We start from the raw sequence: 23,104 nt of genomic DNA on the forward strand, positions 1-23,104 counted from the left end.
GCGGCGATTTCGTTTGCGACGACCCGCCTTGCCAGGCAACTCCTTCGACAAGGGGGGCCGAATGTTGAAACGAGTACTCACGGTTCTTGTGCTGGGTCTGAGTTTCCTGCTTCCCCCTTCGGAGGCACAGCAGGCCGCCAAAATCCCGCGGATCGGATTTCTCGCGCCCCAAGGCCGTTCATTGCCCCTCTTCGACGCATTCCGGAAGGGTCTTGCCAATTTTGGCTACATCGATGGCAAGAACATCGTCATCGAACCCCGATTCGCGGAGGGGCACTATGAGCGTTTTCCTGAAATTATTTCCGAGCTTGTGGGCCGTAAAATCGACGTCCTTGCAGTGACGGGCGCCGTAACGGCACGCGCAGCCAAGAAATCCGTTAGCGACATCCCAATAGTGTTTTCCGTCGTAGTCGATCCGGTAGCAGACAACGTCGTACCCAATCTGGAGCAACCTGGCGGCAATCTCACCGGCGTTACGTCCTTCGATCCGCTTCAAGCTACGAAGCAACTGGAGCTCCTAAAGCAGATTATCCCCGGCCTCAAACGTGTGGCGATCCTGGGGGATCAAGGCGTCTCCGAGGCTTTGATTAACTCAGCCGAGGAACAGGCGCGGACGCTGGGGTTGCAGCCGCAGCGGCTCAGGTTGGCAGGACCTAATCCCGATCTGGAAGGAGCATTCGCAATTTTCAGGCAGCAGCACGCGGATGCTTTGCTGGTACTGGAGGAACCGGTGCTGGGCGTTCACGCGAAGGAAATCGCGGACCTCGCGGCAAAGGATCATCTCCCCACCCTGTTCCCGCCGTCGAGGGTAGCCGCTGGGGGGCTCATTTCGTACGGAACGAGCCAGACCGATGCAATCCAGCACATGGCAGCCTACATTGACAAGGTGCTGAAGGGCGCCAAGCCCGGCGCACTGTCTGTCGAGACGGTGAAGCGCTATGAGCTCGTCGTGAACCTGAAGACGGCGCAGGATATTGGTGTCACGGTTCCGCCTGACGTGATCAAGCTCGCGGACAGGGTTATCCAGTAAAAAGCTGAGCATATCGTCGCAACGAACTGAGATGCCACGACTTGGCCAAACTCGCGAGTCTGAACGGATCCGGGCATCACATTCGCAGTGTCAGGGAGTGCATCAGGGCGACCAAGCGCATGACCGAATTGCAACTTTGGTCTTCGCCAGTTGCACTGCCAGTTGATTGGGCGGACATATGGACGTCAGGGCAACGGTGTGCGCGAGTGAGTCCTCCTGGCCGATCACTGCCGAATGCGGATGTCGCTGCTCGACCCCCGAAGCGGCCGCTTGGTCCGGGGTCAAGTCAACGGCAGCATCCGAGGTCTAACGGCCTTTCACGAGCCGACTGCGCCACCCTCCGTCATCGTGCGGCGGGGTGATTCACCCCGGGCGGGCGCCCAATATCGAATCGACTCTCGGGTGCGACGAGCGCATAGGCCGATGGGCCACCTGCCCGAAGAATGATGCCTGCGCCGAAGGTGTCGAAGGTTCCGTCTTTCAGCAAGTCCTGGCGAATGTGAACAGCCACGACTTCTCCCAGCACGAGCCATGTGGTAATAGGCGTGCCTTTGTGATTGCGAAGCTGGATCACATCGGCGAGTTTGCATTCGAAGTTCACACCACTCTCTGCCACGCGTGGAACGGCGACTTGCCGGGACGGAGCAGGGGTCAGCCCGACCACTTCAAACTCGTCAACTTCGTAAGGCACCATTGCGCACGTTGCATTCATCTTTTCGGCGAGATCGCGTGTGGTGAGGTTCCAGACAAACTCCCTTGTTTCTTGCACGTTGCGTAGACTGTCCTTCGCGTCGATGCTCGAGAAGCCGATGATCGGCGGATGGTAGTTGAAGGCGTTGAAAAAGCTGTATGGCGCGAGATTTAGCATGCCGTTGCTGCCGCGCGTGGAAATCCATCCGACGGGCCTTGGACCGACGATTGAATTAAATGGATCATGCGGCAATCCATGGCCTTGCGACGGTTCGTAGTAGTGGTAGCGTGCATCAGTCATGGTTTTGATCGGAGATTTGGGTAATGGCAAGTCAGGTGGCCGGAGCTGCGCGTCAGGCTGCACGTGCCGCCCGGGTTGTCAGCACGATCTTGCCGATATGCGTGCCCGAGTCCATCAGAGCATGCGCGCCGCGCGCATCGTCGAGATCGAAGGTCCGATAGATCACCGGCTTCACCGCGCCACGCCGGATGTGCGGCCACACCGATCGCCTGAGATCCTCGATCAGCTCCGCCTTTTCCTCGTGCGTGCGCGAGCGCAGCGTCGAGCCGATGTGCATGAGGCGCTTCGCCAGCATCGGGATCAGGTCGAGTGCTTGCGCGGGCCCCTTGATCACGCCGATCTGCACGATACGGCCGTTCATCGCGGCCGCCGCGTAATTCCGCGCGACGTAATCACCGGCAATGATATCGACGACTACGTCGACGCCGCGCCCATCCGTCGCGCGGATGACCTCCTCGACGAAATCCTCGTTGCGGTAGTCAACCGCGACATCGGCACCGAGCGCGAGGCTTGCGGTGCGGTGCGCGTCGGAGCCGACCGTCGAGATGATCTTCGAGGCGCCGAACGCCTTCGCGAGCATCGTCGCCGTGGTGCCGATCCCCGATGCGCCGCCATGGATCAGCACGCTTTCGCCAGCCTTGAACTTGCCGCGCTGGAACAGGTTCAGCCATACCGTCAGAAAGGTTTCGGGGATCGCGGCCGCCTCGACCATCGTGAGACCGTCGGGAACCGCAAGCGTGTTGCTCTCGTTCGCGACGGCGTACTCCGCATAGCCGCCCCCCGGGACCAGCGCGCAGACGAGATCGCCGACCGCGAACCGGGTCACATCGCGCCCGACGGACACGATTTTGCCTGCGACTTCGAGCCCGGGAATGTCCGACGCGTCCGGTGGCGGATCGTACAACCCTTTGCGCTGCAGCACGTCAGGGCCGTTCACACCGGCCGCATGAATGTGGATCAGCACTTCGCCGTCGGCCGGCGCGGGAACAGAACGCTGCACGGGTGCCAGCACGTCCGGGCCGCCCGCCCTCGTAATGTCGATCGCGGTCATCGTCGCGGGTATGCCTTTAGTTTCGTGTGACACAACATCATCCCTTCTAAAATGCCGGATGCGCTGCGGATTCGAGCGACCCGCCGAATCGCCGCATCGGTTGAAAAAGTGTAGTCGCGCAGCCTGCGCTTGACGTGCAGCGAATTGCTGGTCGTATGATGCAAATTTGCATCACGCCGGGGGGCGACATGAACTGGGACGACGCGCGCATCTTCGTCGCGCTTCATCGGGAAAGGACCTTGCGCGCCGCCGCCCGCGCGCTCGACATCGATCAGGCCACGGTGGGCCGCAGGCTTGCGGCGCTCGAGCACGCGCTCGGCGCGACGCTGTTCCTGCGTACGTCGAGCGGCTATGAGCTCACGCCGGTCGGGAGGATCGCGATCCGTGCAGCCGAGGCGATGGAGGAGTCCGCACACGATCTCGTGCGCCACACGCAAGGCGTGGACAAGCGGCTCGCCGGCGAGGTGAAGCTCTCGACGACGGATGCGCTGGCCCACGAGTTCGTGATGCCGGCCCTCGAACGCCTGCATGCGAAGCATCCGGACGTATCGGTGATGCTCGACACGACGACCATGCTCCTCAATCTCGCGAAGCGCGAAGCCGACATCGCGATCCGGACCGTCAAGCCGCGAAATGCGGATCTGCTCGCCCGCCGCCTGGCGCGCTGGGAAGTGGGGCTGTTCGCGTCGCACGACTATGTGCGGCGCCATGGCGAACCGGTGCCGGGCGAGCGGTTCGCCGGGCATGATCTTGTCGTCTACCAGCCGTATTTCGCCAAGGCGCGGGTGCCGGCGTTCGTCGGGGAACCGCTGACGGACGGCCGCATCGTCGCACGGCTGAACACGAACCTGACGTTGCGCGCGGCACTCAAGGCCGGGCTCGGCATCAGCGAGATACCTGTGCCAATGGGCGAACGAGACGGCCTTGTGCGGATCTGGGCGGACCGTACAAACGACGCTTCGTATGAGGTTTGGCTCGTCACGCATCAGGATCTGCGGCACACGGCGCGCATCCGCGTGACGATCGAAGAGATCGTCGTTGCGTTCGGCGGATAGCAGCGAAAACCCCGCTCGTGGCATGGGAGGTTCTAACTTCTTCCCCCTTGAGGTACCGGATAGCGGCAATCAACGCCTACGCCCCAATTGAGTTTATCGGCACAAGGCAGCCCGTTATGCGGGCGGAGCGGACGCACAAATGTCCGTCTCAGTGAAAGGCGGATGTCCGTAGTTGGGCCGACTACTGCCGGATGCGATGGGCCAAATGCGCCCCAGAGGGGAGACTCGATTGCGTGCGGCTTATCGCCATTGAGCTTCGAGGATTTCACGATGTCATGGCCATGGCGCGCAGCACGGCGCCACAGGAGGACGCCGGCACGTTTTCGCGGTAACAGCTTTCTCATGTTTTAGACTCTGGACTGAAAATGCCATTTAAATTAAAACACTGGTATCCATGCCGTAAAGCTATCTGACCATGACCAGATGGGAGATCACTTTGCACTGCCAGCGGTGATGTGAAGCGGTTTGGACCCGCGCGAGGCGTACTTCAATCCCGATAATCGAACGAGGCCCCCGCGCGCGTCTTTCATCAGGGTCCGGGCCATTAGCCCACGATGACCGTTTGTAGTACCGCAGTCCTCCACCTTCTCACGTAACGCAGGCAACGGCAAAGCAACAACAGAAATCCGCGATTGAGCTTGCGCTCAACGGGGAAGCCCTTGTAGTCCTTTTCGTACAGGCCAAACACCACTAGTGGGAGGGTGTCTGGGCCGTCGAAGAACTGGAGCGCACCGCCGCGATGGCCACCGTAACGCATCCGCGGATGATGAACCGGTTCAGGTGTTCGTCGTTCCATCCCATGACGAGTTGCAGCACCTGATGCAGTTGCGCAATCGTGATTTGCTCGGGAATCAACACTCGCCGCCAGACCGGGGGATGACGCCGCGCAGACTGATTCGCAGCAGGAGGATGGACGACGGATCGGAAGTGCCTGAGTCCATCGACCCACTATAAACTTCCTATCGGCCATGTTCGCTGGGACCCGACTTCAGCCCCCGTTTTGGCGCGGTCTCCCGACTCGAAGAAATCTAACGGCAGCGTTTGCGCATCGGGATCGAAGGCCGCCGCGTCATATTTTTCGCAGAAATGCACGATGCGTTTGAATAACTCCGGCGCGTTGCGATCGTTGTCGCGCAGATTGCGGTCCATGTCGCTGGCGCATCGCATGGCCAGAATGAGGAATACGTGGTCTGCACAGGCGGCGGCGCTTACGTCGGTGCTTCCTTTCCTCGGGTGTGGCGCACTTCGCTCGGGTTCTTGCCGGTCCAACGCTTGAAGGCGTGCCGGAAACTCACCGCATCGCTGAAGCTCAGGGCTTGAGCGATATCTTCGATGCTTAGCGTGGTCGTGTCCAGGTAGTCGATCGCAAGCGCCTTGCGCACATTCGTCAGTAGTTCGCTGTACGACGTGCCCGCAGCATCGAGTTTCCGGTGCAGCGTGCGCGCGCTCATGCACATGCCCTCGGCGATCGCCTCGATTTCGGGAAACCGCCCTGGGGTGCGCGTCAGTTCCTCGTAGACGCGCCGCGTGATTGCGGACTGACTGCGGAGTTCTTCGAGCAGCTGTGCGCACTGCGACGATACCTGCGCGGCCGTGATCGGGTGGGCGAGTTGCGGGGCGCGCGACAGCCACGCCGCCGGGTAGCTCAGCACGTTACCCGGCTGGTCGAACGTGACAGGGCACTCGAGGGCCTCGGACAGCAGCGCCGCATGCGCCGGTTGATCTCGAGAGAATTGTGCACGCGCCGGCAAGCACCATCCCCCCATGACGTCCTTGATGACGGTCACGTGTACCGCAAACTGCAGGTCGATCAGGAATTCATGCAGCGACGAGTCGAGTTCCGGCAGCATGACCTCTTCCCGGGAGGGAAAGAACCAGGACGCCGTGTCACCCTGTTTGGCCCAGCGAATGTCGAGCAAGCCGTTCGAGAGCTGATGAAATCTGACCGCCGAATCAAAGGCCTGAGCCATGGTTTCCGAGCATAGCATCGCGTAGCCAAACATCCCGTAGCTTGAGGCGTGCAGCAGACACCCCACCCGCACACCAAGGTCGGAATGGGTATGGAGACGGACTGCGTTTCGCGCTGCCGTCAGGAACTGCTGGGATGACGTGAGTGTGAAGGGATCGGCGATCGCCTGGGAATCCAGGCCCGTGCCGGCCAGTATCCCACTCGCGTCCAGCCCCAATTTCGAAGCAGCCTCGATCAAGGCCGCGAGCTTCGACGGAGAGAAGCGTTTCGCGGACAGCGTGGCGGGCTGCGTGGCGGCTGGTGGCCGGGCGGCGGTGAAACGCGTTGCCGCTGGTTTCAGGGTTGCTTTGCGCTGCATGATGGGTGTCGAGTCCGACTCGATGCTCGCTCCGGGGACGTGATTCTTGCATCCGGTTTATCGCTGCCACCGCAGCCATGCCCGAACGGGGGGCGTGTACGTTACTTCGACCAGGTGCTTGTGCGCCGCAACATTCCCGGACAGATTTTCTGTCTGTTTCGATCATAGGCAAAGCATGGCAGGCGCGTGATAGTTCCCAAAGGAGAGACGGTCTGCGTGGTACGCCAGACACCGTCGTGCCAGCGGCGCGTAGACGATCCGGAAGCGGTTCCCGTGATTCGGGTGAACGGTTCGCGCCAGCCCCCGAAGGATAACTACATGATCAAGAGACACTGGATTGCGTCGTACGGCTCGCTTCCCGCCGAGATCGACGCCGATCGATACCCCTGCGTGAATGGATTGCTGGACGATGCCATGCGTCGGTTCTCCGATAAGCCCGCGTTTCACGCGGCCGGTCAGATGCTGACCTATGGGGATGTCGACCGGCTGGCCTCGGCATTGGCCGCCTGGCTGCAGCAGGTCGCCGGGATTCACAAAGGCGAACGCGTGGCCGTGATGCTGCCCAACGTCCTGGCGTTTCCGATCGCATTCGTCGCCATCTCCCGGATCGGCGCGATCCTGGTCAACGTCAATCCGCTCTATACCGCGCGCGAGCTCGAACATCAGCTCAACGACTCGGACGCCAGGGCGATCGTGGTCTGCAATGGTTCGGCGGCAACGCTCGCGGACGTGATCGATCGGACGCGGGTCGAGACTGTGATCACGGTGGGGCCCGACGATATCGGCGGAGCGGCCGGCAGGGCGAGTGGGCATTGCGCGTTCCCGCTCGAGACGGTCACGCTGACAACTGCAGTCAGGGAAGGCGGGCGGCTCATGCACGATCCAGTCGCGCTGGATGGAAGCGATCTGCTGTTGCTGCAATACACGGGTGGCACGACCGGGCTGTCGAAGGGCGCTGCACTGTCGCACCGCAATCTTGTTGCCAATATCGAGCAGTTTCGGGCGTTCATGCCGGATGTGCAGCGGCCGGGAGAGGAGGTCGTCGTCACCGCGATTCCCCTGTATCACATCTTCGCTTTTATGGCGAATTTCCTGTCGTATTTCGCAATTGGGGCGGAAAACTGGCTCATTGCCAATCCACGACAGATCGACGACTTCATCGACGTGCTGAAGGCCGCGCGGCCTACGGCTTTCTTCGGGGTGAACACGCTGTACGCGGGGCTCGCCAGCCATCCACGGCTGAAGGAGGTGGACTGGTCGCGTCTGAAGCTGTCAGCCGGCGGCGGCGCGGCGATCATCGATGTGGTCTCGGCCCGATGGAAAGCCGTGACAGGCAATTTCATCCGGGAAGGCTATGGTCTTTCGGAAACGTCACCCGTGGTGACGTTCAATCCGCAGTTCATCGACGATTTTACGGGTACTGCGGGCCTGCCCGTTCCGTCCACCGACGTCATCCTGCTCGACGACAACGGCCGTGAAGCCGGCACTGATGAACCCGGAGAAATCTGCGTGAAAGGACCCCAGGTGATGCGCGGCTACTGGGAGAAGCCCGAGGCCAACCAGCAAGCGTTCACGGCGGATGGTTACTTCCGCACGGGTGATATCGGTGTCTTCGACGACAGGGGTTTCTTGAGGATCGTCGACCGAAAGAAGGACATGGTGCTCGTTTCAGGCTTCAACGTCTACCCGAACGAAGTGGAGGCGGTCGTGACGGCGTTCGACGGCGTTGCGGAGTGCGCGTGCGTCGGCGTGCCGGACGCCAGGACGGGCGAAGCGGTCAAGTTGTTCGTCACCAGGGCGCCGGGTGCAGACGTGACCGAAGCAGCACTCATCGGCCATTGCCGCGCCAACATGGCAGCCTACAAGGTGCCGAAGCTCGTGCTGTTCGTGGATGCCTTGCCGAAGTCCAACGTCGGAAAGATTCTCCGGCGAGCGCTGCTGAACACCAATTAGCCGTCGCGGGCTGCAGGACAAAAGACCGGAGAAAACTACCCAGCAGCAGGCGGAATGCGCCGGTTAGATGCGCAAAATATATTCAATAGTCCTGATAATGTGTCTGGGCGAGATTCGCAATAAAAGATGAGAAGAAGCTATCCATAGAATATTGAGGAGTATAAAAGATGGGTTTGGAGAACTACGGCATTGATACCCTGGGCGACTTTATGGGTTGCGAGCTGGGCGTGTCGGACTGGGTGGTCATCGATCAGGCGCGTATCGATGCGTTCGCCGCGTGTACAGGCGACAGGCAATGGATACATGTCGATGTAGAGCGTGCGAAAGGCGAAAGCCCTTTCGGCGGAACCATCGCTCACGGATATCTGACCTTGTCGTTGCTGGCCAGTCTGGCGATCGAAATCGGCATCGTCCCCAGAGATGCAAGGGCTGGATTGAACTACGGCCTCGACAAGGTCCGCTTCATGATGCCGGTGAAAGCGGGGGCGCGCGTGCGTAGCCGCGTCACGCTCGTGTCGGTCGAGCACAAGGGGGGAGACCGGGTCCTCATCAAGACGTCGAACTCGCTGGAAATCGAAGGCGAGGACAAGCCTGCACTGATCGCCGAGACGCTTGCGATGCTGATCGCGTGATTCGTCTCTGCGAAAAAAACGGAAGATATTCTTGAGGAGCGGAAAATGGCAGTAACCAGTGAAACTCCCCGGCAAAGCGACAACACGAAAGCGTTTGCCGCGTCGGTCGAAGAAGTCCTGCCGGGCCCCAATCCGTTCATCGGCTTGCGTCCTTGCGATATCCTCGCAACCGTGCAGCAGATCGGGGCCCAGGCCATGCGGCAACCCGCGCTGGTGATGGAACAGGAAATGGCCCTTGCACGCGAGATGTTCGGCATCCTATCGGGCAAGGCGTCAACCGCGCCGCCTCAGGGTGACAAACGCTTCGCTGATATCGCCTGGCAGGACAACCCGCTGTATCGCATGACGCTGCAAGGCTACCTGGCTTGGCGAGACTCGCTTTCGGGCTTCGTCGAGCGCTCGGGGCTGGACGCGAACACGAGGGAGCGGGCAACGTTCGTGACGTCGCTGATCACGGACGCCGCCTCGCCGACGAACACGTTGCTGGGCAACCCCGCTGCGCTCAAGAAGGTCGTGGATTCGGGCGGCACCAGCTTGCTGGAGGGCTTCAACAATGCCTTGACGGACATGCTCAAGAATCAGGGCATGCCCGCGCAGGTCGACAAGACGGCATTCGAAGTGGGCAAGAACCTCGGCACGTCCAAAGGATCGGTTGTATTTCGCAACGAATTGCTCGAACTGATCCAGTACGCGCCGGTGACGCCGGACGTGTACAGCCGGCCGCAACTGATTGTGCCGCCCCAGATCAACAAGTTCTATATTTTTGATCTGGCCGAGGGCAGGAGCATCGTCGACTATCTGCTCAAGAACGAACTGCAGGTCTTTGTCGTGAGCTGGCGCAATCCGACTGCTGCTCAGGGCCACTGGGATCTCGACACCTACGTCAGCGCGCTGGTCGAGGCTGTCGAGGCTGTGCGTGAAATCACGGGGTGCGACGACATCAACCTGCACGGCGCCTGCTCCGGCGCGATGACGATCTCGGCGCTGCTCGGGCATCTCGCAAGCCGGGGAGAAAAAAAGGTCAACGCCACCACGCTAATGGTGGCCGTGCTTGACAACACCGCGGATTCTCAACTTGGTCTCTTTGCGACGCCGGAAGCCGTGGCGGCCGCCAGGCAGCACAGCATCTCGCGCGGCGTGCTGACGGGTGAAGAGATGGGGCGTGTTTTCGCGTGGATGCGCCCCAATGATCTGGTATGGAACTACTGGGTCAATAACTATCTGCTGGGCAATGCGCCGCCCGCGTTCGACGTGCTTTACTGGAACAATGATACGACCCGGCTTCCGGCCAGGTTTCATGGCCAGCTGCTCGATATTTTCATCGGGAATCTTTTCAGGAAGCCTGGCGCACTGACGGTGCTGGGCACGCCGATCGACCTGTCGAAAGTCACGTGCGACAAGTACGTGGTGGCGGGCATGACGGACCACATTACGCCGTGGAAGGGTGTGTACAACACGGCAAGAGGGTTCGGTGGCCATACCCGTTTTGTCCTGAGCTCGAGCGGCCACATCCAGAGCCTGATCAATCCGCCCGGCAACCCTAAGGCCAAATACTTCCTTAATCCCGCATTGCCCGCGAATGCCGACGCGTGGCTGGACAATGCGCAGGTCGAGAAGGACTCCTGGTGGAGCAACTGGCGGGACTGGCTGGTCGCCCGCTCCGGGGAAAAACGTGTCGCGCCAGCGACGCCTGGCAGCGAACGGCATCCAGGCATCGCATGCGCACCAGGGACTTATGTGCTGGAAGGGTGACTGGGTTCCCAGCCACAAGACGAAGCATTTTTTTGGCAATTCAACAGGAGGTGCATCATGGTAGAAATCAATGGAAACGGCATGTTTGCCGAATACACGAAACTCATCACGCAGTTCAAGCTTCCCGGCGTGGATGTCCGCGCGTTCCTCGCATCGCGTCGTAAAGATGTTGAGGCCCTCGCCGCGGCCAACATGACCATGCTCGCAGGCGTGCAGGAACTCGGCCAAAAGCAGGTGGATATTCTCCGCTCGACGATGAGCGAGCTGCAGTCGCTTGTCTCGCGGCTCACGACGCCGGGCAGTGAACGCGGCCTGGCCGCAGGGGAGGGCGTGAAGGATGCGCTTCAAAGGGCTTTCGTTGACGTGCAGGTTCTTGCTGACATGGCGTATCGCGCCCAGACCGACAGCGTCGCCGTCGTCACGAAGCGCTTCGCCGAGCACGTCGAAGAGCTCAAGGCGCGGATGCAACCGAAGAAGTGACATAGCAGGTTGGTGCGAGCCGCCAGCACAACGCACTGTCCAATCAGGGGACGACCGGATGACCGAAATGCAAACTAGCCCGGAGATTGTCGACGCCATGCAGATCGAGATGATCGATCTGGACGGTCAGTTGCTGCGTGTCGCAGTCCGGCGCGCTCGCGATGCATCGCCGCCGCTGCTGCTTTTCAACGGCATCGGCGCGAATCTCGAACTGGTTGAGCCGTTCGTTGCAGCACTCAAGGATGTCACAGTGATCGCTTTCGACGTCCCTGGCGTGGGTGGCTCGCCCGCTCCTTTGATTCCATATCGATTCTCGACACTCGCCGTTCTGTCCGACAAGCTGCTGACGCGGCTGGGTTACGCGGGGTCCGTTGACGTGCTCGGCGTATCCTGGGGCGGGGCGCTGGCACAGCAGTTCGCGCATCTTTACCCGAGGCGTTGCCGGCGGTTGATCCTGGCGGCGACGTCCCCTGGGGTAATCATGGTGCCCGCCCGGCTGTCGGTGCTTTCGAAGCTGATCGGACCCAGACGCTATACCGACCCAGCCTGGATGAAGCAAATCGGGGCGGAGATCTACGGAGGCGCATACCGGCGCGACGCCTCGCTGCTCGAAGCGCATAGCCGGCATATTCAGGCGCCACGCGGCCGCGGATACTTGTATCAATTGCTGGCCGCATCGGGCTGGACGAGTCTGCCGTGGCTCGGCGGACTCCCGCAAAAGACGCTCGTCATGCACGGCAACGACGACCCGATCGTGCCGCTCACAAACGCAAAGATTCTGGCCGCCCGGATTCGAAACGCGACCCTTCACGTGATTGACGACGGCCACCTGTTCCTGATTACGCGCGCAAAGGAAGTGGCTCCGATCGTCAAGCGGTTTCTCGAGCAGGAGACGATTTGAGCTCGATGGCTGACGAGGACGACAATCTCGTGGGCGCGAAGGCCTGCGCAGTCGGCAGCGACAAGCTCGCTCGGCTGCGGCGCATGCGCGCGACGGCGACCTGCCTGCTTGCGGCGATGATGGTTCTGCTGGTTGTCTGTGTCATCTGGCAGGCGGACTATCCGTGGCTCGCATGGCCGCGTGCGTTTGCGGAAGCGGCTGCGGTAGGTGCGTTTGCGGACTGGTACGCGGTGGTCGCGCTGTTCCGCCATCCTTTGGGGCTTGCGATGCCTCATACGGCCATTATTCCGCAAAACCAGGCGCGCATAGCGGAGAGCCTCGGAAGCTTCATCGAGGAGAATTTTCTGACCCCCGAACTCCTTGTCGGGCGAATGGGCGAGTACAACGCGGCGCAAGCGCTGGCGGGTTGGCTCACGGAGCGGGAAAATAGTTCGGCGATGGCCGACGTCGTGGTCGATTCGCTCCCTCGGCTGCTGGATCGCGTCGACGAGTCGGACGTGGAAAACCTGTTCGATCGGCTGCTGCTCCCTCAGCTGCGCATGCTCGACGTTTCCCGCATCTCCGGCCAGGTCTTGGGTATTCTCACCGAAGGCAATCGTCATCAGCATTTGCTCGATCGCGCTTTGGCCGCCGTGGAGCGCTGGTTGACGGCCAATGTAGCGCTGATCAAGGCGAAGTTCAGCGAGGCATCACGATTCACGCCGGCGCCGCTCGATGCCTATATCGTCAACAGGTTTGTGGAAGGGATCATCGCACTGATACACGAAGTTGCTGCGAATCCCGATCATGAGCTTCGTGGTCAGTTCGATGAGGCCGTGCAGGACCTGACTTTCAATCTGCAAACCGCTGCCGCATACCGGCGGTTTGGCAGACGCGTGCTGCGCGACTGCATTCGGCATGTCAAAGGAGGCGACTACTACCGCGTGCTGCTCGATCGCGTACGGTCGTGCGTCACCGCGGATGCGCAGAGCGAGGCGTCCGTCGTGCAAGGCATGATTGCAAGCGCCTTGATGGCCTTCGGCCGAAGCATTGCAAGTGAGACCTCAATGCAGAGGACGTTGAACGCATGGTGGATTGAGGTGGCGCGGCTGCTGGTGTTGCGCTATCGCCGTCAGCTGTCCGGCCTGATCACTGACGTTGTAAAGGGGTGGAGTGCGCGCGAGGTGAGCGCCAGGATCGAAGCGGAAATAGGCCGCGATCTACAATTCATTCGGATAAATGGTACTCTCGTTGGTGGTCTTGTGGGTCTGCTCATACACACATGTGAGTGTGTTATGACATGCTGAGACAGCGTCAGCCGGAGTCAGCCGGGTCTTTCTGCGTAACCCGCTGAGCTTGCCGAGGCCAGGTGTTCGCTAGCGAGACTGCCCTCGCAGGCACTGTCAGACTAGCCGCCGGGTCGGGTAGAGTCATCAGGTAGCCATACCGATTATGGAATGCGGGAGCCTGTCCGCATTTTTGTGGGCGAGGCGGTTAAAAGAAGGTTACCCGCGCGCCCGCGTGAGATTGACCCGCGAAAACGGACACCTATCCTTTTGATCAGGAGGTGTCGAAATGGGCAGGCATCGTACCCCATACCCTGTTGAATTTCGGGCCCACATGGTCGAGCTGGTGAAAGCTGGACGTACGCCCGAAGAACTCGCTCGCGAGTTCGAACCGACCGAACAGACGATCAACAACTGGGTCGCGCAGGCCGATCGTGATGCGGGCGTGCGTCACGATGGGCTAACCGCGGCCGAGCGGCAGGAACTCACGCGGCTGCGTCGTGAGAACCGGCAGCTGAAGGTGGAGAGGGACATTCTCTCGCAGGCTGCGGCCTGGTTCGCGAGGGAGACGGGAGCCGTTCCACCGAAGGGCGGTACGGATTCATGAGGGCGAACCGGGCCAGGTGGCCCATTGCGACGATGGCGCGGCTGCTCAGGGTCTCCACGAGTGGCTAGTACGCGTGGGCGGTGCGTGAGCCAGCGAAACGCTCGTGTAGCGATGCGCAACTGCTCGAGCGCATCCGTACGCTGCATGCGAGTTCGCGCGGCACGTATGGGGCGCCACGTATCCATGCACAGCTCGCGCGTGAAGGCGTGCACGTGGGACTCAAGAGGGTCGCACGCCTGATGCGCATGGCCGGCCTGCATGGTGCGAGCCGGCGGCGCTGGCCACACACCACGCGGCAACGCACGGGGACACGGCGCGCTCCGGATCTGGTGCGTCGGCACTTCTGCGCCGGGGCGGCGAACGTGCTGTGGGTGGCGGACGCCAGTGTGCCGCAGCAAGCGGCGTAGGAGATGAGGGTATGGCCCCTCGCCATCGGCTTGCAGGAGCAGGTGGCAAACCGCCATGAGCGGCTTGGGTCAAAAGTCCCGACCGTGAGAGTCATGGAAAAGGCGTCGTGAAGACGTCAGGTATGGATCGAGAAAGACGAACAACCGTGAACTGCCGTTCAAGTGTCGAAAGTACTCAGACGACATCAAAACCGGGGAGAGATGTTGCCCCGCGATCAGCCGGGACGATACCTGCTTACGGTCCCGGCGGTGTCCGGCATAGAGGCAGCGTCAGCCCGATCCGGGCTCTTACCTTGAACTGCGGGAACCTTCGGTGGCGATGCCAAGCGAAAGGCTCAAGCCGGATAGGCGAGGCCGAAAGTAGCGATGCGCCACCAAGGGGCGGAGCAGCTCGTAGTAGTGTTGAAGCCAAGTGGGGAGCCGACGACGAAGTCGGGGCGGTCAACTACCTGACCGAGGCCGAAGTATTGCGAGGAGTCGCGGCGGTCCGATCCGGCAAAATTTTCACGCTACAAATTAAGATGTGCAATCCCAAGGGTGATCCGGTCTGGCCGGGACGCTCCCAGCCGCAACGTTTCAACGTGATGGATAAAGGCCACTATCTTTGCGGTAAAGGCCCGCTCTTTCCTGGGCTCGCAGAATATGCGGACGACATGATGATCATGTATCTGCAAGGCTCGACCCAATACGACGCTTTAGGACACGTCTGGTACGACGACAAGCTGTGGAACGGCTACGATGCGAAGTCGACCATTGGCGGACTCGAGAAGGCCAGTGTGCTACCGATCGCGGAGCGCGGCGTGCTGATCGACATGGCGCGCCATTGCGGCAAGGCCGTACTTGATCCGGGTGAAACCTTCACCCATCTCGACCTTCTCGACGCGGCCGAAGCGCAAGGCGTAAGAATCGAGAAGCGCGACATCCTCGTTATTCGGACCGGATGGATCGGCTCATTCTACGAGCGCGACCGGACCGATTTTTATCGAACCTTTGTAGAACCCGGCCTTACCTATAGCCCGGGGCTCGTCGAATGGTTCCCAAAGATGGAGATTCCCAACTTGGTAACCGACACCATCGCGAACGAAGTTACAGTCGACCCGGAATCATGTGTAGCGCTACCGCTGCACAACGCGTTGATGCGCAATCTCGGCGTAACGCTAACGGAAATCGCTCAACTCGCCCCCCTTGCTGCTGACTGTGCTAACGACGCGCAATGGTCGTTTCTCTACACGGCGGCGCCGCTCAAGGTAGTCAACGGTAGCGGTGCACCCGTCAATCCAGTGGTCATCAAATAGCTGGCAGGGTACCCACGCTCGCGCCGCGCAGCCTTGTTGTCGCTGACGTTGCTGCCTTCGCTCATGACGCGCGCACCGGCTACGTGCAGAATTCCGATAGACAGAAGACGCACAGTGTGGCCGAAACGGCTTTCAGGTTTTGTCAGCAGCCTGTTCGTAGGTCGAGAGCGCCAGATGCTCGTGCAATACGGCTATCAGTTCCGCACGCCGGGCCGGGTAGCGCGAGACCTCGACTGCCGAAAGAATCCGATCGGTCCGGAATGTGCGAAAGGCTCCTCGCAGTTCACACCAGGCGGCAAGCACGCGTGCGCTATCCATGAAGCCGATCTGTACGGGCCAGACCACGCGTTGCGAGCGACGCCCGGCTGCATCGGCATAGACAATCTCCAGGCGGCGTTGCGCCCGGATTGCCGCACGCAGACGGTCGAGCTCAACCACATTGTCGGGAAAGGACGCTGCCGACGGCCCAGGCAGGGCCAGCGGCAGATCGAGCGTCACAGCCGCTTCCGGCGGCAACACGGCGCTGATCTTCGCCCTCGCTGCTTTGGCAGCCGTTTTCAGCACATCATCGCCGCGCTGATCGACGTAGCGCAGACCCAGCATGATCGCCTCGAGCTCCTCGCGAGCGAACATCAGTGGCGGCAGGAAATAGCCGGGCTTCAGCAGATAACCGACACCCGCACTGCCTTCGACGGGCACACCCTGCGCCATCAACTCCGCCACATCGCGATAGATCGTCCGTTCCGAAACCGCGAGCTCGTCCGCGAGCCGGGCGGCCGTTACCGGGCGCCGCCTCGTGCGCAGAAACTCCATCAGGCGCAGCAACCGCCCCGAACGTGACATGCAAGGCTCCCTCTCTGCAATGCTCCGGGCTGCCGGCGAATGCTCCGGCAGCGCTCCAAGATTGTAGCCGTCGACAGCAACCGCTAGCCGGCGGGAAATCCTGCTCCTGACAGGAACTGACAGCAGCAGCCCTTATGATCGATTCCCGATTTCAATGGAGAACTGAACCCATGCTCGATCACATCATCCTGACCGTAAGCGATATGGTACGCTCGCTCGCGTTTTATGAAGCCGCGCTCGAACCGCTCGGCATCCGTTGTTTTATGCCCTACAAAGGCGAAAACGGCCATCCGGATCTATGGGGATTCGGCGACGGCCAGAGTGCTTGTTTCTGGTTGAAGCAGGGAACACCGAATCCCGCTGCGATCCATTGGGGTTTCATTGCGCCCGATCGCCAGACCGTTGATGCGTTCTACAAAGCCGCCATTGCAGCCGGCGCAACGAACAACATCTCGCCCCGTGCCCGGTTGGAATACTACCCGGGCTACTATGCCGCCGATGTATTCGATCCCGACGGATATTCATTTGAAGTCGTGCACAAAAGCTGACACACGCAGCCGTGTCACACCTTTGCGATACCTTTTCACTCGACCTTCGCAATTGGCACCTGACGCCCCCCACAGCCGCTTGAGCCGGGATTAAGCTAACGGTAGCTTCCAGGGTCTAACGGCTTTTCACAAGCGAGCGGCATTATCCTCCGTCATCGTGCGGGGGGGAGACTCGCCCCGGGCGGGCGCCCAATATCGAATCGACTCTCGGGTGCGACGAGTGCATAGGCCGATGGGCCACCTGCCCGAAGAATGATGCCTGCGCCGAAGGTGTCGAAGTTGCCGTCTTTAAGCAGGTCCTGGCGAATGTGAACAGCCACGACTTCTCCCAACACGAGCCAGGTGGTAACAGGCGTGCCCGTGTGATTGCGAAGCTGGATCACATCGGTGAGCCTGCATTCGAAGTTGACGCCACTCTCCGCCACGCGTGGAACGGCAACTTGCCGTGACGGAGCTGGAGTCAGCCCGGCCAGTTCAAACTCGTCGACTTCGTAGGGCGCCATTGCACACGTTGCATTCATTTTTTCGGCGAGATCGCGTGTGGTGAGGTTCCAGACAAACTCCCCCGTTTCTTGTACGTTGCGCAGGCTGTCCTTCGCGTTGATGCTCGCGAACCCGATGATCGGCGGATGGTAGTTGAAGGCGTTAAAAAAGCTGTATGGCGCGAGATTGTTCGTGCCGTTGCCGCCGCGCGTGGAAATCCAGCCGATGGGCCTAGGACCGACAATCGAATTCAATGGATCATGCTGCAAACCGTGGCCTTGTGACGGTTCGTAGTAGTGGTAGATTGCGTCAGTCATAAGAGGGTGTAGTCAGAGATGTGAGTGTACCAGGCTAGCGCGGCGGCTTGCAGCGCGCGCATTGCATGCCTGAACTGCGCCTGCCGCGAACATGCCGCGCTGGAACAGGTTCAGCTATACCGTCCAAGAGGTTTCAGGCATCGCGGCCGCTTCTATCGTCGAGAGACCTTCCGGGATCGCCAGGGTGTTGCTCTCATGCGCGACCGCGTACTCCGCATAGCCGCCGCTCGGGACCAGCGCACAGACGAGATCGCCAACCGCGAATCGGGTCACGTTGCGCCCGACGGACACGATCGCGCCCGCGACTTCGAGCCCGGGAATGTCCGATGCGAACGGCGGCGGATCGTACAACCCCTTGCGCTGAAACACGTCGGGACCGTTCACGCCGGCCGCATCAATGCGGATCAGCACTTCGTCGTTGGCCGGTGCAGGAACATCGCGCTGCTCGCGTGCCAGCACGTCCGGGCCGCCCGGCCGCGCGACGTTGATCGCGGTCATCGCCACGGGAATGCCTTTTGTTTCATGTGACACGACTTCAATCCTCTTCAAATGCCGGATGCGCCGCGGTTTCGGGCGTCCGCCCAGAATTGCCGCATCGCTTGAAAAAGTGTAGCGGTGCAGCCGGGGCCTGACATGCAGCAATTTACCGAACATATGATGCAAATTTGCATCATGCCGGAGGCGACATGAACTGGGACGACGCGCGCATCTTCGTCGCTCTCCAGCGGGAAAGAACTTTGCGCGCCGCTGCCCGCGCGCTCGACATCGATCAGGCGACGGTAGGCCGCAGACTTGCAGCCTTCGAGCACGCGCTCGGCGCGACGCTGTTCCTGCGTACATCGAACGGCTATGAGCTTACGCCGGCTGGCCGGATCGCGATCCGCGCGGCCGAGGCGATGGAGCAATCGGCAGCTCCCTGTGCCAATGGGCGAACGATGCGGTCTCGAGCTGATCTGGCCAGACCGTTCCGACGACGCGCGGTACGAAGTTTGGCTCGTCACGCATCAGGATTTGCGGCACACGGCGCGCATCCGTGTGACGATCGACGAGATCGTCTTAGCGTTCGGCGCGTAGCAGCAAATGCGCTGCTCGTGACAACGGAGGTGCTAACTCTTTCCCCTGAGCGACCGACAAGCGGCAGTCAAAACCTGGACTCCTGCTGATGCATGGCGAAATGTCCGTAGGTGGTGGGCCGGTATTTTCACCCAACCGCGTTCGAGCGGAAAGCGGACCTTCTGGGGCGTTGAAGCCGAAATGGCAAGTGGCCAAGAGTGTTCCCTCGAACGCGGCACAGCTTCGTTCAATTTCAATACCCTGCTTGTTTGCGGCCCTCGTCACAAAAACTTCTGCCGGTGTGCGCCAGTCGAGCGCGTCTTGCGCAGGCGCATGTTCAGCCGTTTCGTCCAGGCGAGCCCGTCCTGACACGTCGAACGCAAATTGCAGCAATCACAGCAGCAACGAAGAAACATGCGGCGGTCGCACCGAAAATTTCCAAAGAGATGAACTTCAAAGCGTCATACAGGTATTCCGACGTGACGATAGCAATTCCAGTCATAAACGTCCTGTTCAGCGCGCAAGGGCGCGGTTCTTTGAATCGGTTAACTTATCCGAGGGCAATTCCACGCGATGGCGTTTTTTGCTTGCTGCGTCGTGCCGGCAATCGCCTGCACGACGCTCGCTATCTGTGTGGCAAGCTGGCCGACCGCCTGACGATGGCCGGCCACCAGTGCGTCGTATCCGGGGCCGATCTCCACTGAAACGTCGGAATGACAGGTCATCACCGCCTGGCTGGCGAGCGAGCGCACGCTCCAGACCGCATCGATCGATGCCCGCTTTCCCGGCCACGACTCGAAGCGCTCCACGTTCACGCTAACCCGGTAAACCGGGATCGCTGGGGGGCTCGCCGAATTGGCGACATCGATCGTGTCGAGGCGTGTTGCCAGCGCGGACGACAACGCGTGACAAATCTCCTCGCTGGGCAGCGATATCCACCGCTCCCGCTCCACTACGTCGACTTGTGTCGCACTCTTTTGCACGACGAACTGACTTCTCTCAACCTGCTCGGGCACATCGACTGCGACCAGCTGGATCAGGAATGACGGATTGTTGGGCTCCGTGTGTACGGTCGCCGGGTCAACGGTATCCAGCGTATAGAAACGCTCCGGTGGCGACGAACATGCCGCGAGCGACGCCAGCAGGGCGCCCGCGCCCGCGAGACGGTAGAACGAACGTTCAAAACTGGAAATCAATTCTTCTCTCCTGGCTTGCCCTGCAACAGCGCCTCAGGGTGCCGCTCCAGATAGTCGGCCAACATGTTGAGCGACTGCAACGTGCGTGTCAGTTCCTTGAGGGCGCTGTGCACGTCCGATTGCAGCGGCGAATCCTGCTGCAGCGTCGCTTGCGCGCTCGAGAACGTTTGTTTGGCCGCCGAAAGCGTATCGCGCGCCTCAGGCGCGACCTGCGTGTTGAGCTGCTTGAACAACCCATCTGCGTTCTTCAGCGCCGAATTCAGGTTATTGCCAATCTCATCGAACGGTACCTTGTCCAGCTTTCTGGTGATGTCGGCAACCTGCAGTTGCAATTCGTCGAGCGTATTCGGGATGGTCGGCAACTCGACCGTATCCTTTCTGATGTCGAGCTTCACGGCGGGTGCGTTCGGGAAGAAGTCGAGCGCGACATACAGCTGACTCGTCAGCAGATTTCCTGTGCGCAACTGACCACGTAACCCCCGCTCGACGAGCCGCTGCAGAATCTCGCGACGCTGGGTCACCCCCTCACTACGGATCGTGTCTCGAAAGCGCTTGCCGAGCCGGTCGGGGTAGAGTTCTATCGTCACTGGCATCGTAAAGTTTTTGGCCTTCGGGTCGTAATCAACACCGATGTTCGTCACCTTCCCGAGTTCGATACCGCGAAAATCCACCGTGGCGCCCACAGCCAGGCCGCGTAGCGACTGGTTGAAGTTCATGACGACCTGCACCGGCTCGCCGTCCGGAGTGTGCATGGCATCGGCCTCATCGGCGCTTAGCTGGAAGGATGCGTTGTTCGGCGCGGCACTGCCGACCGGCTGGCCTGGCGGCGACTGGAACGCAATACCGCCGAGCACCACTGAGGCGAGCGACTGCGTGTTCAGCTTGAAGCCGCTGGAATCGAGCCGTAAATCGATCCCGCTCGCCTGCCACCAACGCGAATCGAGGCCGACGTATTGGTCGTACGGTGCGTTCACGAACACGTGGAACGTGACGCCCGTGCCGTCCTTGTTGAGCGAGAAGCCGACGACCTGACCGACCTGAAGGTGCCGGTAATAGACGGGCGAGCCCGTATTGATCGAGCCAAGCGAGTTGCCGTGTAGGACAAACGACGTGCCTTTCTGGTCGACCGTCACCGCAGGCGGGGCCTCGAGCCCGGTGAACGCGTCCTGGGTGTCCTGCGAACGGCCGGCGTCCGCGCCAATGTGCGCACCGGAAAGCAAGGTGCCGAGCCCCGACACGCCCCCCACGCCGATGCGCGGGCGCACGACCCAGAACCGCGTACCCTTCACGGCGAATTTCTCGGCCTGCTTGGTCAGTTGAACTTCAACGAGCACGTGCGACAAGTCCTTCGACAGCGTGATCGTCTTGACCATGCCGATCTCGACGTCCTTGTATTTGACTTGCGTCTTGCCGGGCTCGAGCCCTTCCGCAGTGCGAAAGCTGATCGTGATGTCGGGCCCACGCTCGAGCACAGACCTGGCGACCAGTCCAATGCCGATCAGCGCCGCGATGAACGGCACCAGCCACACGAGCGACGGCCTCCAGCCGCCGTGCCGCGACACGACGGGATCGGATGAAGATGGCTGCCCGCCATTCCGGTCGTTTGGCGAGCCGTGCGAGTTAATCATGAAGTTCCTCCGATATTTCAACGTCGTCCCAGACCAGGCGCGGATCGAACTGCATCGACGCGACCATCGTCAGGATCACTACTGACCCGAATGCGAGCGCACCGGGCCCCGCCGTGATCGACGCGAGCGGACCGAAGTTGACCAGCGCGACCGTGAGCGTCACCACAAAAATATCGAGCATCGACCATCGGCCGATTCGTTCGACAAGACGATAGAGTTTCGCCCGTTCGAGTGGACGCCAACTGGACCGGCACTGAGCGCTGACGACAAGGATAAGCAGCGCAATGAGCTTGAGCATTGGCACGAGCACGCTTGCGACAAACACCACAAAAGCGAGGGGCCATGCGCCAGAGACCCAGAAATAGACAATGCCGCTCATGATCGTGTTGTCCTGCGAGCCCGCGATCGACGTGGTGTGCATGATCGGTAGCAGATTCGCCGGAACGTAAAGGATGGCCGCAGCAATCAGGAATGCCCATGTGCGCTCGACGCTCGCAGGTATGCGCAGGTGCAGCGCAATGCCACAGCGCGAGCAGTGTGCTTGCACGCCGGGGCGCGACAGTTCCTGCAAGTCACCACAGACATGGCAATTCGCGAGGCCCGCACGGGCAGCGGTCGAAAGCCTCATTGCGCGGGCGCCCCGCATGGCAGGCATGTCGCGCGGTACCGCCAGCGCACCACGTGCACGAATTTGGTCCGCGACGTCCCAGAGCGTGCGCAGATCGAACATCAGCACGACGGCAAGAATCAGCGTCACCGCCGCGAACGCAAAGAGCGCCGCCTCCGGGATCACCTGCGCGAGCGTCACCATCTTCACGATCGTGACGAGAATCCCGAGCACGAACACCTCAATCATTCCCCACGGCCGCACGAACTGCGTCACGCGCAATACCTGATTGAACGCCGGCGGCAGGACGCCCGCGCGCATCGGGAACAGCAGGTACAGCAATGCAACGATTTCAACGAGCGGGAACAGAAGCGTCGAGCAGAACACCATCGCCGCGACGATGCGCATGCCCTGGGTCCAGAGCGCCACCAGCGCGCCGATCAGCGTGGTCTGCACGCGTATGCCGTCGACCTCCATTTCGAGGATCGGAAAGCTTTGCGCAATCACGAACAGGACCAGCGCCGCGAGGGACAGCGCGAGAATGCGCTCGAGATTCGAAGCATTGCCGCGATAGAGCAATGCCTTGCAGCGCGGGCAGTGCGCGACCTCTTTTCCACCAAGGCTCGGCTTGGATAACAAAGCGTCACAAGCGTGACAAGCAATCAAATCAAGTTGGGACACGT

The 23,104-nt window shown here is 60.9% G+C and carries 22 protein-coding genes and 2 pseudogenes; 13 read left to right on the forward strand and 11 right to left on the reverse strand.

The window, feature by feature from the left end; translation table 11 throughout:
* Nucleotides 1-61 precede the first annotated feature (61 nt).
* Nucleotides 62-1,030, forward strand: coding sequence for an ABC transporter substrate-binding protein (locus tag AB4Y35_RS37575; protein WP_368708428.1), 969 nt, complete (start codon nucleotides 62-64; stop codon nucleotides 1,028-1,030).
* A gap of 343 nt (nucleotides 1,031-1,373) precedes the next feature.
* Here AB4Y35_RS37575 and AB4Y35_RS37580 read toward each other — a convergent pair whose 3' ends face one another.
* Together AB4Y35_RS37580 and AB4Y35_RS37585 are read right to left on the reverse strand one after the other, a co-directional pair.
* Nucleotides 1,374-2,021 (reverse strand): flavin reductase family protein, encoded by a 648-nt coding sequence (locus tag AB4Y35_RS37580; protein WP_368708429.1) that lies wholly within the window; start codon nucleotides 2,019-2,021, stop codon nucleotides 1,374-1,376.
* A 52-nt stretch (nucleotides 2,022-2,073) separates the two neighbouring features.
* Entirely contained in the window at nucleotides 2,074-3,105 is a 1,032-nt protein-coding gene (locus AB4Y35_RS37585; RefSeq protein WP_368708430.1) for an NAD(P)H-quinone oxidoreductase, read from the reverse strand.
* Between the two features lie 155 nt (nucleotides 3,106-3,260).
* Between AB4Y35_RS37585 and AB4Y35_RS37590 the strand changes: the two genes are divergently transcribed.
* Complete coding sequence (locus tag AB4Y35_RS37590; protein ID WP_368708431.1) at nucleotides 3,261-4,127, forward strand: LysR family transcriptional regulator; 867 nt, start codon at nucleotides 3,261-3,263, stop codon at nucleotides 4,125-4,127.
* Between the two features lie 690 nt (nucleotides 4,128-4,817).
* Here AB4Y35_RS37590 and AB4Y35_RS37595 read toward each other — a convergent pair.
* The 3 genes from AB4Y35_RS37595 to AB4Y35_RS37605 form a co-directional block, all read right to left on the reverse strand.
* Nucleotides 4,818-4,985 (reverse strand): hypothetical protein, encoded by a 168-nt coding sequence (locus AB4Y35_RS37595; RefSeq protein ID WP_368708432.1) that lies wholly within the window; start codon nucleotides 4,983-4,985, stop codon nucleotides 4,818-4,820.
* A 90-nt stretch (nucleotides 4,986-5,075) separates the two neighbouring features.
* Complete coding sequence (locus AB4Y35_RS37600; protein WP_368708433.1) at nucleotides 5,076-5,276, reverse strand: hypothetical protein; 201 nt, start codon at nucleotides 5,274-5,276, stop codon at nucleotides 5,076-5,078.
* Between the two features lie 59 nt (nucleotides 5,277-5,335).
* On the reverse strand, nucleotides 5,336-6,454 hold the full coding sequence (locus tag AB4Y35_RS37605) for an AraC family transcriptional regulator (protein WP_368708434.1): 1,119 nt from the start codon (nucleotides 6,452-6,454) through the stop codon (nucleotides 5,336-5,338).
* A 318-nt stretch (nucleotides 6,455-6,772) separates the two neighbouring features.
* Between AB4Y35_RS37605 and AB4Y35_RS37610 the strand changes: the two genes are divergently transcribed.
* The 9 genes from AB4Y35_RS37610 (at nucleotide 6,773) to AB4Y35_RS37650 (ending at nucleotide 15,746) form a co-directional block, all read left to right on the forward strand.
* Nucleotides 6,773-8,407, forward strand: coding sequence for an AMP-binding protein (locus tag AB4Y35_RS37610; RefSeq protein WP_368708435.1), 1,635 nt, complete (start codon nucleotides 6,773-6,775; stop codon nucleotides 8,405-8,407).
* A 167-nt stretch (nucleotides 8,408-8,574) separates the two neighbouring features.
* The gene (locus AB4Y35_RS37615) at nucleotides 8,575-9,039 is read left to right on the forward strand and encodes a MaoC family dehydratase (protein ID WP_368708436.1); all 465 of its coding nucleotides are present in this window, start codon (nucleotides 8,575-8,577) and stop codon (nucleotides 9,037-9,039) included.
* Between the two features lie 45 nt (nucleotides 9,040-9,084).
* Nucleotides 9,085-10,791 carry an alpha/beta fold hydrolase gene (locus AB4Y35_RS37620; RefSeq protein ID WP_368708437.1) on the forward strand — a complete coding sequence of 569 codons (1,707 nt, stop codon included), beginning with the start codon at nucleotides 9,085-9,087 and terminating at the stop codon, nucleotides 10,789-10,791.
* 57 nt (nucleotides 10,792-10,848) lie between these two features.
* Nucleotides 10,849-11,271 (forward strand): phasin family protein, encoded by a 423-nt coding sequence (locus AB4Y35_RS37625; protein WP_368708438.1) that lies wholly within the window; start codon nucleotides 10,849-10,851, stop codon nucleotides 11,269-11,271.
* 67 nt (nucleotides 11,272-11,338) lie between these two features.
* Complete coding sequence (gene phaZ / locus AB4Y35_RS37630; RefSeq protein ID WP_368708507.1) at nucleotides 11,339-12,172, forward strand: poly(3-hydroxyalkanoate) depolymerase; 834 nt, start codon at nucleotides 11,339-11,341, stop codon at nucleotides 12,170-12,172.
* A 5-nt stretch (nucleotides 12,173-12,177) separates the two neighbouring features.
* Nucleotides 12,178-13,458: a DUF445 domain-containing protein gene (locus AB4Y35_RS37635; RefSeq protein ID WP_368708439.1), complete on the forward strand. Its 1,281-nt coding sequence runs from the start codon at nucleotides 12,178-12,180 to the stop codon at nucleotides 13,456-13,458.
* Between the two features lie 268 nt (nucleotides 13,459-13,726).
* Nucleotides 13,727-14,044, forward strand: coding sequence for a transposase (locus AB4Y35_RS37640; RefSeq protein WP_368708440.1), 318 nt, complete (start codon nucleotides 13,727-13,729; stop codon nucleotides 14,042-14,044).
* A gap of 80 nt (nucleotides 14,045-14,124) precedes the next feature.
* Entirely contained in the window at nucleotides 14,125-14,451 is a 327-nt protein-coding gene (locus tag AB4Y35_RS37645; RefSeq protein ID WP_368708441.1) for an IS3 family transposase, read from the forward strand.
* A 293-nt stretch (nucleotides 14,452-14,744) separates the two neighbouring features.
* Entirely contained in the window at nucleotides 14,745-15,746 is a 1,002-nt protein-coding gene (locus AB4Y35_RS37650; protein ID WP_368708442.1) for a cyclase family protein, read from the forward strand.
* A 132-nt stretch (nucleotides 15,747-15,878) separates the two neighbouring features.
* On the opposite strand, the gene AB4Y35_RS37655 is transcribed toward AB4Y35_RS37650, so the two are convergent.
* The gene (locus tag AB4Y35_RS37655; protein ID WP_368708443.1) at nucleotides 15,879-16,589 is read right to left on the reverse strand and encodes a helix-turn-helix transcriptional regulator; all 711 of its coding nucleotides are present in this window, start codon (nucleotides 16,587-16,589) and stop codon (nucleotides 15,879-15,881) included.
* Nucleotides 16,590-16,759: 170 nt separating this feature from the next.
* Here AB4Y35_RS37655 and AB4Y35_RS37660 point away from each other — a divergent pair, with 170 nt between their 5' ends.
* The gene (locus AB4Y35_RS37660) at nucleotides 16,760-17,137 is read left to right on the forward strand and encodes a VOC family protein (protein ID WP_368708444.1); all 378 of its coding nucleotides are present in this window, start codon (nucleotides 16,760-16,762) and stop codon (nucleotides 17,135-17,137) included.
* Nucleotides 17,138-17,289: 152 nt separating this feature from the next.
* Here AB4Y35_RS37660 and AB4Y35_RS37665 read toward each other — a convergent pair whose 3' ends face one another.
* Both AB4Y35_RS37665 and AB4Y35_RS37670 read right to left on the reverse strand, forming a co-directional pair.
* Nucleotides 17,290-17,937: a flavin reductase family protein gene (locus AB4Y35_RS37665; protein WP_368708445.1), complete on the reverse strand. Its 648-nt coding sequence runs from the start codon at nucleotides 17,935-17,937 to the stop codon at nucleotides 17,290-17,292.
* 117 nt (nucleotides 17,938-18,054) lie between these two features.
* Nucleotides 18,055-18,468, reverse strand: a pseudogene (locus AB4Y35_RS37670) (alcohol dehydrogenase catalytic domain-containing protein); the annotation flags it as partial.
* Nucleotides 18,469-18,623: 155 nt separating this feature from the next.
* Between AB4Y35_RS37670 and AB4Y35_RS37675 the strand changes: the two are divergent.
* Nucleotides 18,624-19,011 (forward strand): annotated as a pseudogene (locus AB4Y35_RS37675) (LysR family transcriptional regulator).
* 524 nt (nucleotides 19,012-19,535) lie between these two features.
* On the opposite strand, the gene AB4Y35_RS37680 reads toward AB4Y35_RS37675, so the two are convergent.
* The 3 genes from AB4Y35_RS37680 to AB4Y35_RS37690 are packed head-to-tail and all read right to left on the reverse strand — an operon-like array spanning nucleotide 19,536 to nucleotide 23,102.
* Nucleotides 19,536-20,183: a membrane integrity-associated transporter subunit PqiC gene (locus AB4Y35_RS37680; protein ID WP_368708508.1), complete on the reverse strand. Its 648-nt coding sequence runs from the start codon at nucleotides 20,181-20,183 to the stop codon at nucleotides 19,536-19,538.
* A complete protein-coding gene (locus tag AB4Y35_RS37685) occupies nucleotides 20,183-21,814 on the reverse strand; it encodes an intermembrane transport protein PqiB (RefSeq protein ID WP_368708446.1) in 1,632 nt (543 codons plus the stop codon). Before AB4Y35_RS37685 ends, AB4Y35_RS37680 begins: the two co-directional genes overlap by 1 nt.
* Entirely contained in the window at nucleotides 21,807-23,102 is a 1,296-nt protein-coding gene (locus tag AB4Y35_RS37690; RefSeq protein WP_368708447.1) for a paraquat-inducible protein A, read from the reverse strand. The genes AB4Y35_RS37685 and AB4Y35_RS37690 overlap by 8 nt, the downstream gene beginning before the upstream one ends.
* Nucleotides 23,103-23,104 lie beyond the last annotated feature (2 nt).

The organism is Paraburkholderia sp. EG286A, assembly GCF_040965375.1.
Lineage (GTDB): Bacteria > Pseudomonadota > Gammaproteobacteria > Burkholderiales > Burkholderiaceae > Paraburkholderia.

Bases quoted from the DNA above. Each gene is read 5' to 3' on its own strand.
- AB4Y35_RS37620 (WP_368708437.1), top strand. From the start codon at position 9,085: ATGGCAGTAACCAGTGAAACTCCCCGGCAAAGCGACAACACGAAAGCG.
- AB4Y35_RS37640 (WP_368708440.1), top strand. From the start codon at position 13,727: ATGGGCAGGCATCGTACCCCATACCCTGTTGAATTTCGGGCCCACATG.
- AB4Y35_RS37685 (WP_368708446.1), bottom strand. From the start codon at position 21,814: ATGATTAACTCGCACGGCTCGCCAAACGACCGGAATGGCGGGCAGCCA.
- AB4Y35_RS37610 (WP_368708435.1), top strand. From the start codon at position 6,773: ATGATCAAGAGACACTGGATTGCGTCGTACGGCTCGCTTCCCGCCGAG.
- phaZ (WP_368708507.1), top strand. From the start codon at position 11,339: ATGCAAACTAGCCCGGAGATTGTCGACGCCATGCAGATCGAGATGATC.
- AB4Y35_RS37575 (WP_368708428.1), top strand. From the start codon at position 62: ATGTTGAAACGAGTACTCACGGTTCTTGTGCTGGGTCTGAGTTTCCTG.
- AB4Y35_RS37660 (WP_368708444.1), top strand. From the start codon at position 16,760: ATGCTCGATCACATCATCCTGACCGTAAGCGATATGGTACGCTCGCTC.
- AB4Y35_RS37635 (WP_368708439.1), top strand. From the start codon at position 12,178: ATGGCTGACGAGGACGACAATCTCGTGGGCGCGAAGGCCTGCGCAGTC.
- AB4Y35_RS37655 (WP_368708443.1), bottom strand. From the start codon at position 16,589: ATGTCACGTTCGGGGCGGTTGCTGCGCCTGATGGAGTTTCTGCGCACG.
- AB4Y35_RS37600 (WP_368708433.1), bottom strand. From the start codon at position 5,276: ATGGACCGCAATCTGCGCGACAACGATCGCAACGCGCCGGAGTTATTC.
- AB4Y35_RS37615 (WP_368708436.1), top strand. From the start codon at position 8,575: ATGGGTTTGGAGAACTACGGCATTGATACCCTGGGCGACTTTATGGGT.
- AB4Y35_RS37665 (WP_368708445.1), bottom strand. From the start codon at position 17,937: ATGACTGACGCAATCTACCACTACTACGAACCGTCACAAGGCCACGGT.
- AB4Y35_RS37605 (WP_368708434.1), bottom strand. From the start codon at position 6,454: ATGCAGCGCAAAGCAACCCTGAAACCAGCGGCAACGCGTTTCACCGCC.
- AB4Y35_RS37580 (WP_368708429.1), bottom strand. From the start codon at position 2,021: ATGACTGATGCACGCTACCACTACTACGAACCGTCGCAAGGCCATGGA.
- AB4Y35_RS37590 (WP_368708431.1), top strand. From the start codon at position 3,261: ATGAACTGGGACGACGCGCGCATCTTCGTCGCGCTTCATCGGGAAAGG.
- AB4Y35_RS37625 (WP_368708438.1), top strand. From the start codon at position 10,849: ATGGTAGAAATCAATGGAAACGGCATGTTTGCCGAATACACGAAACTC.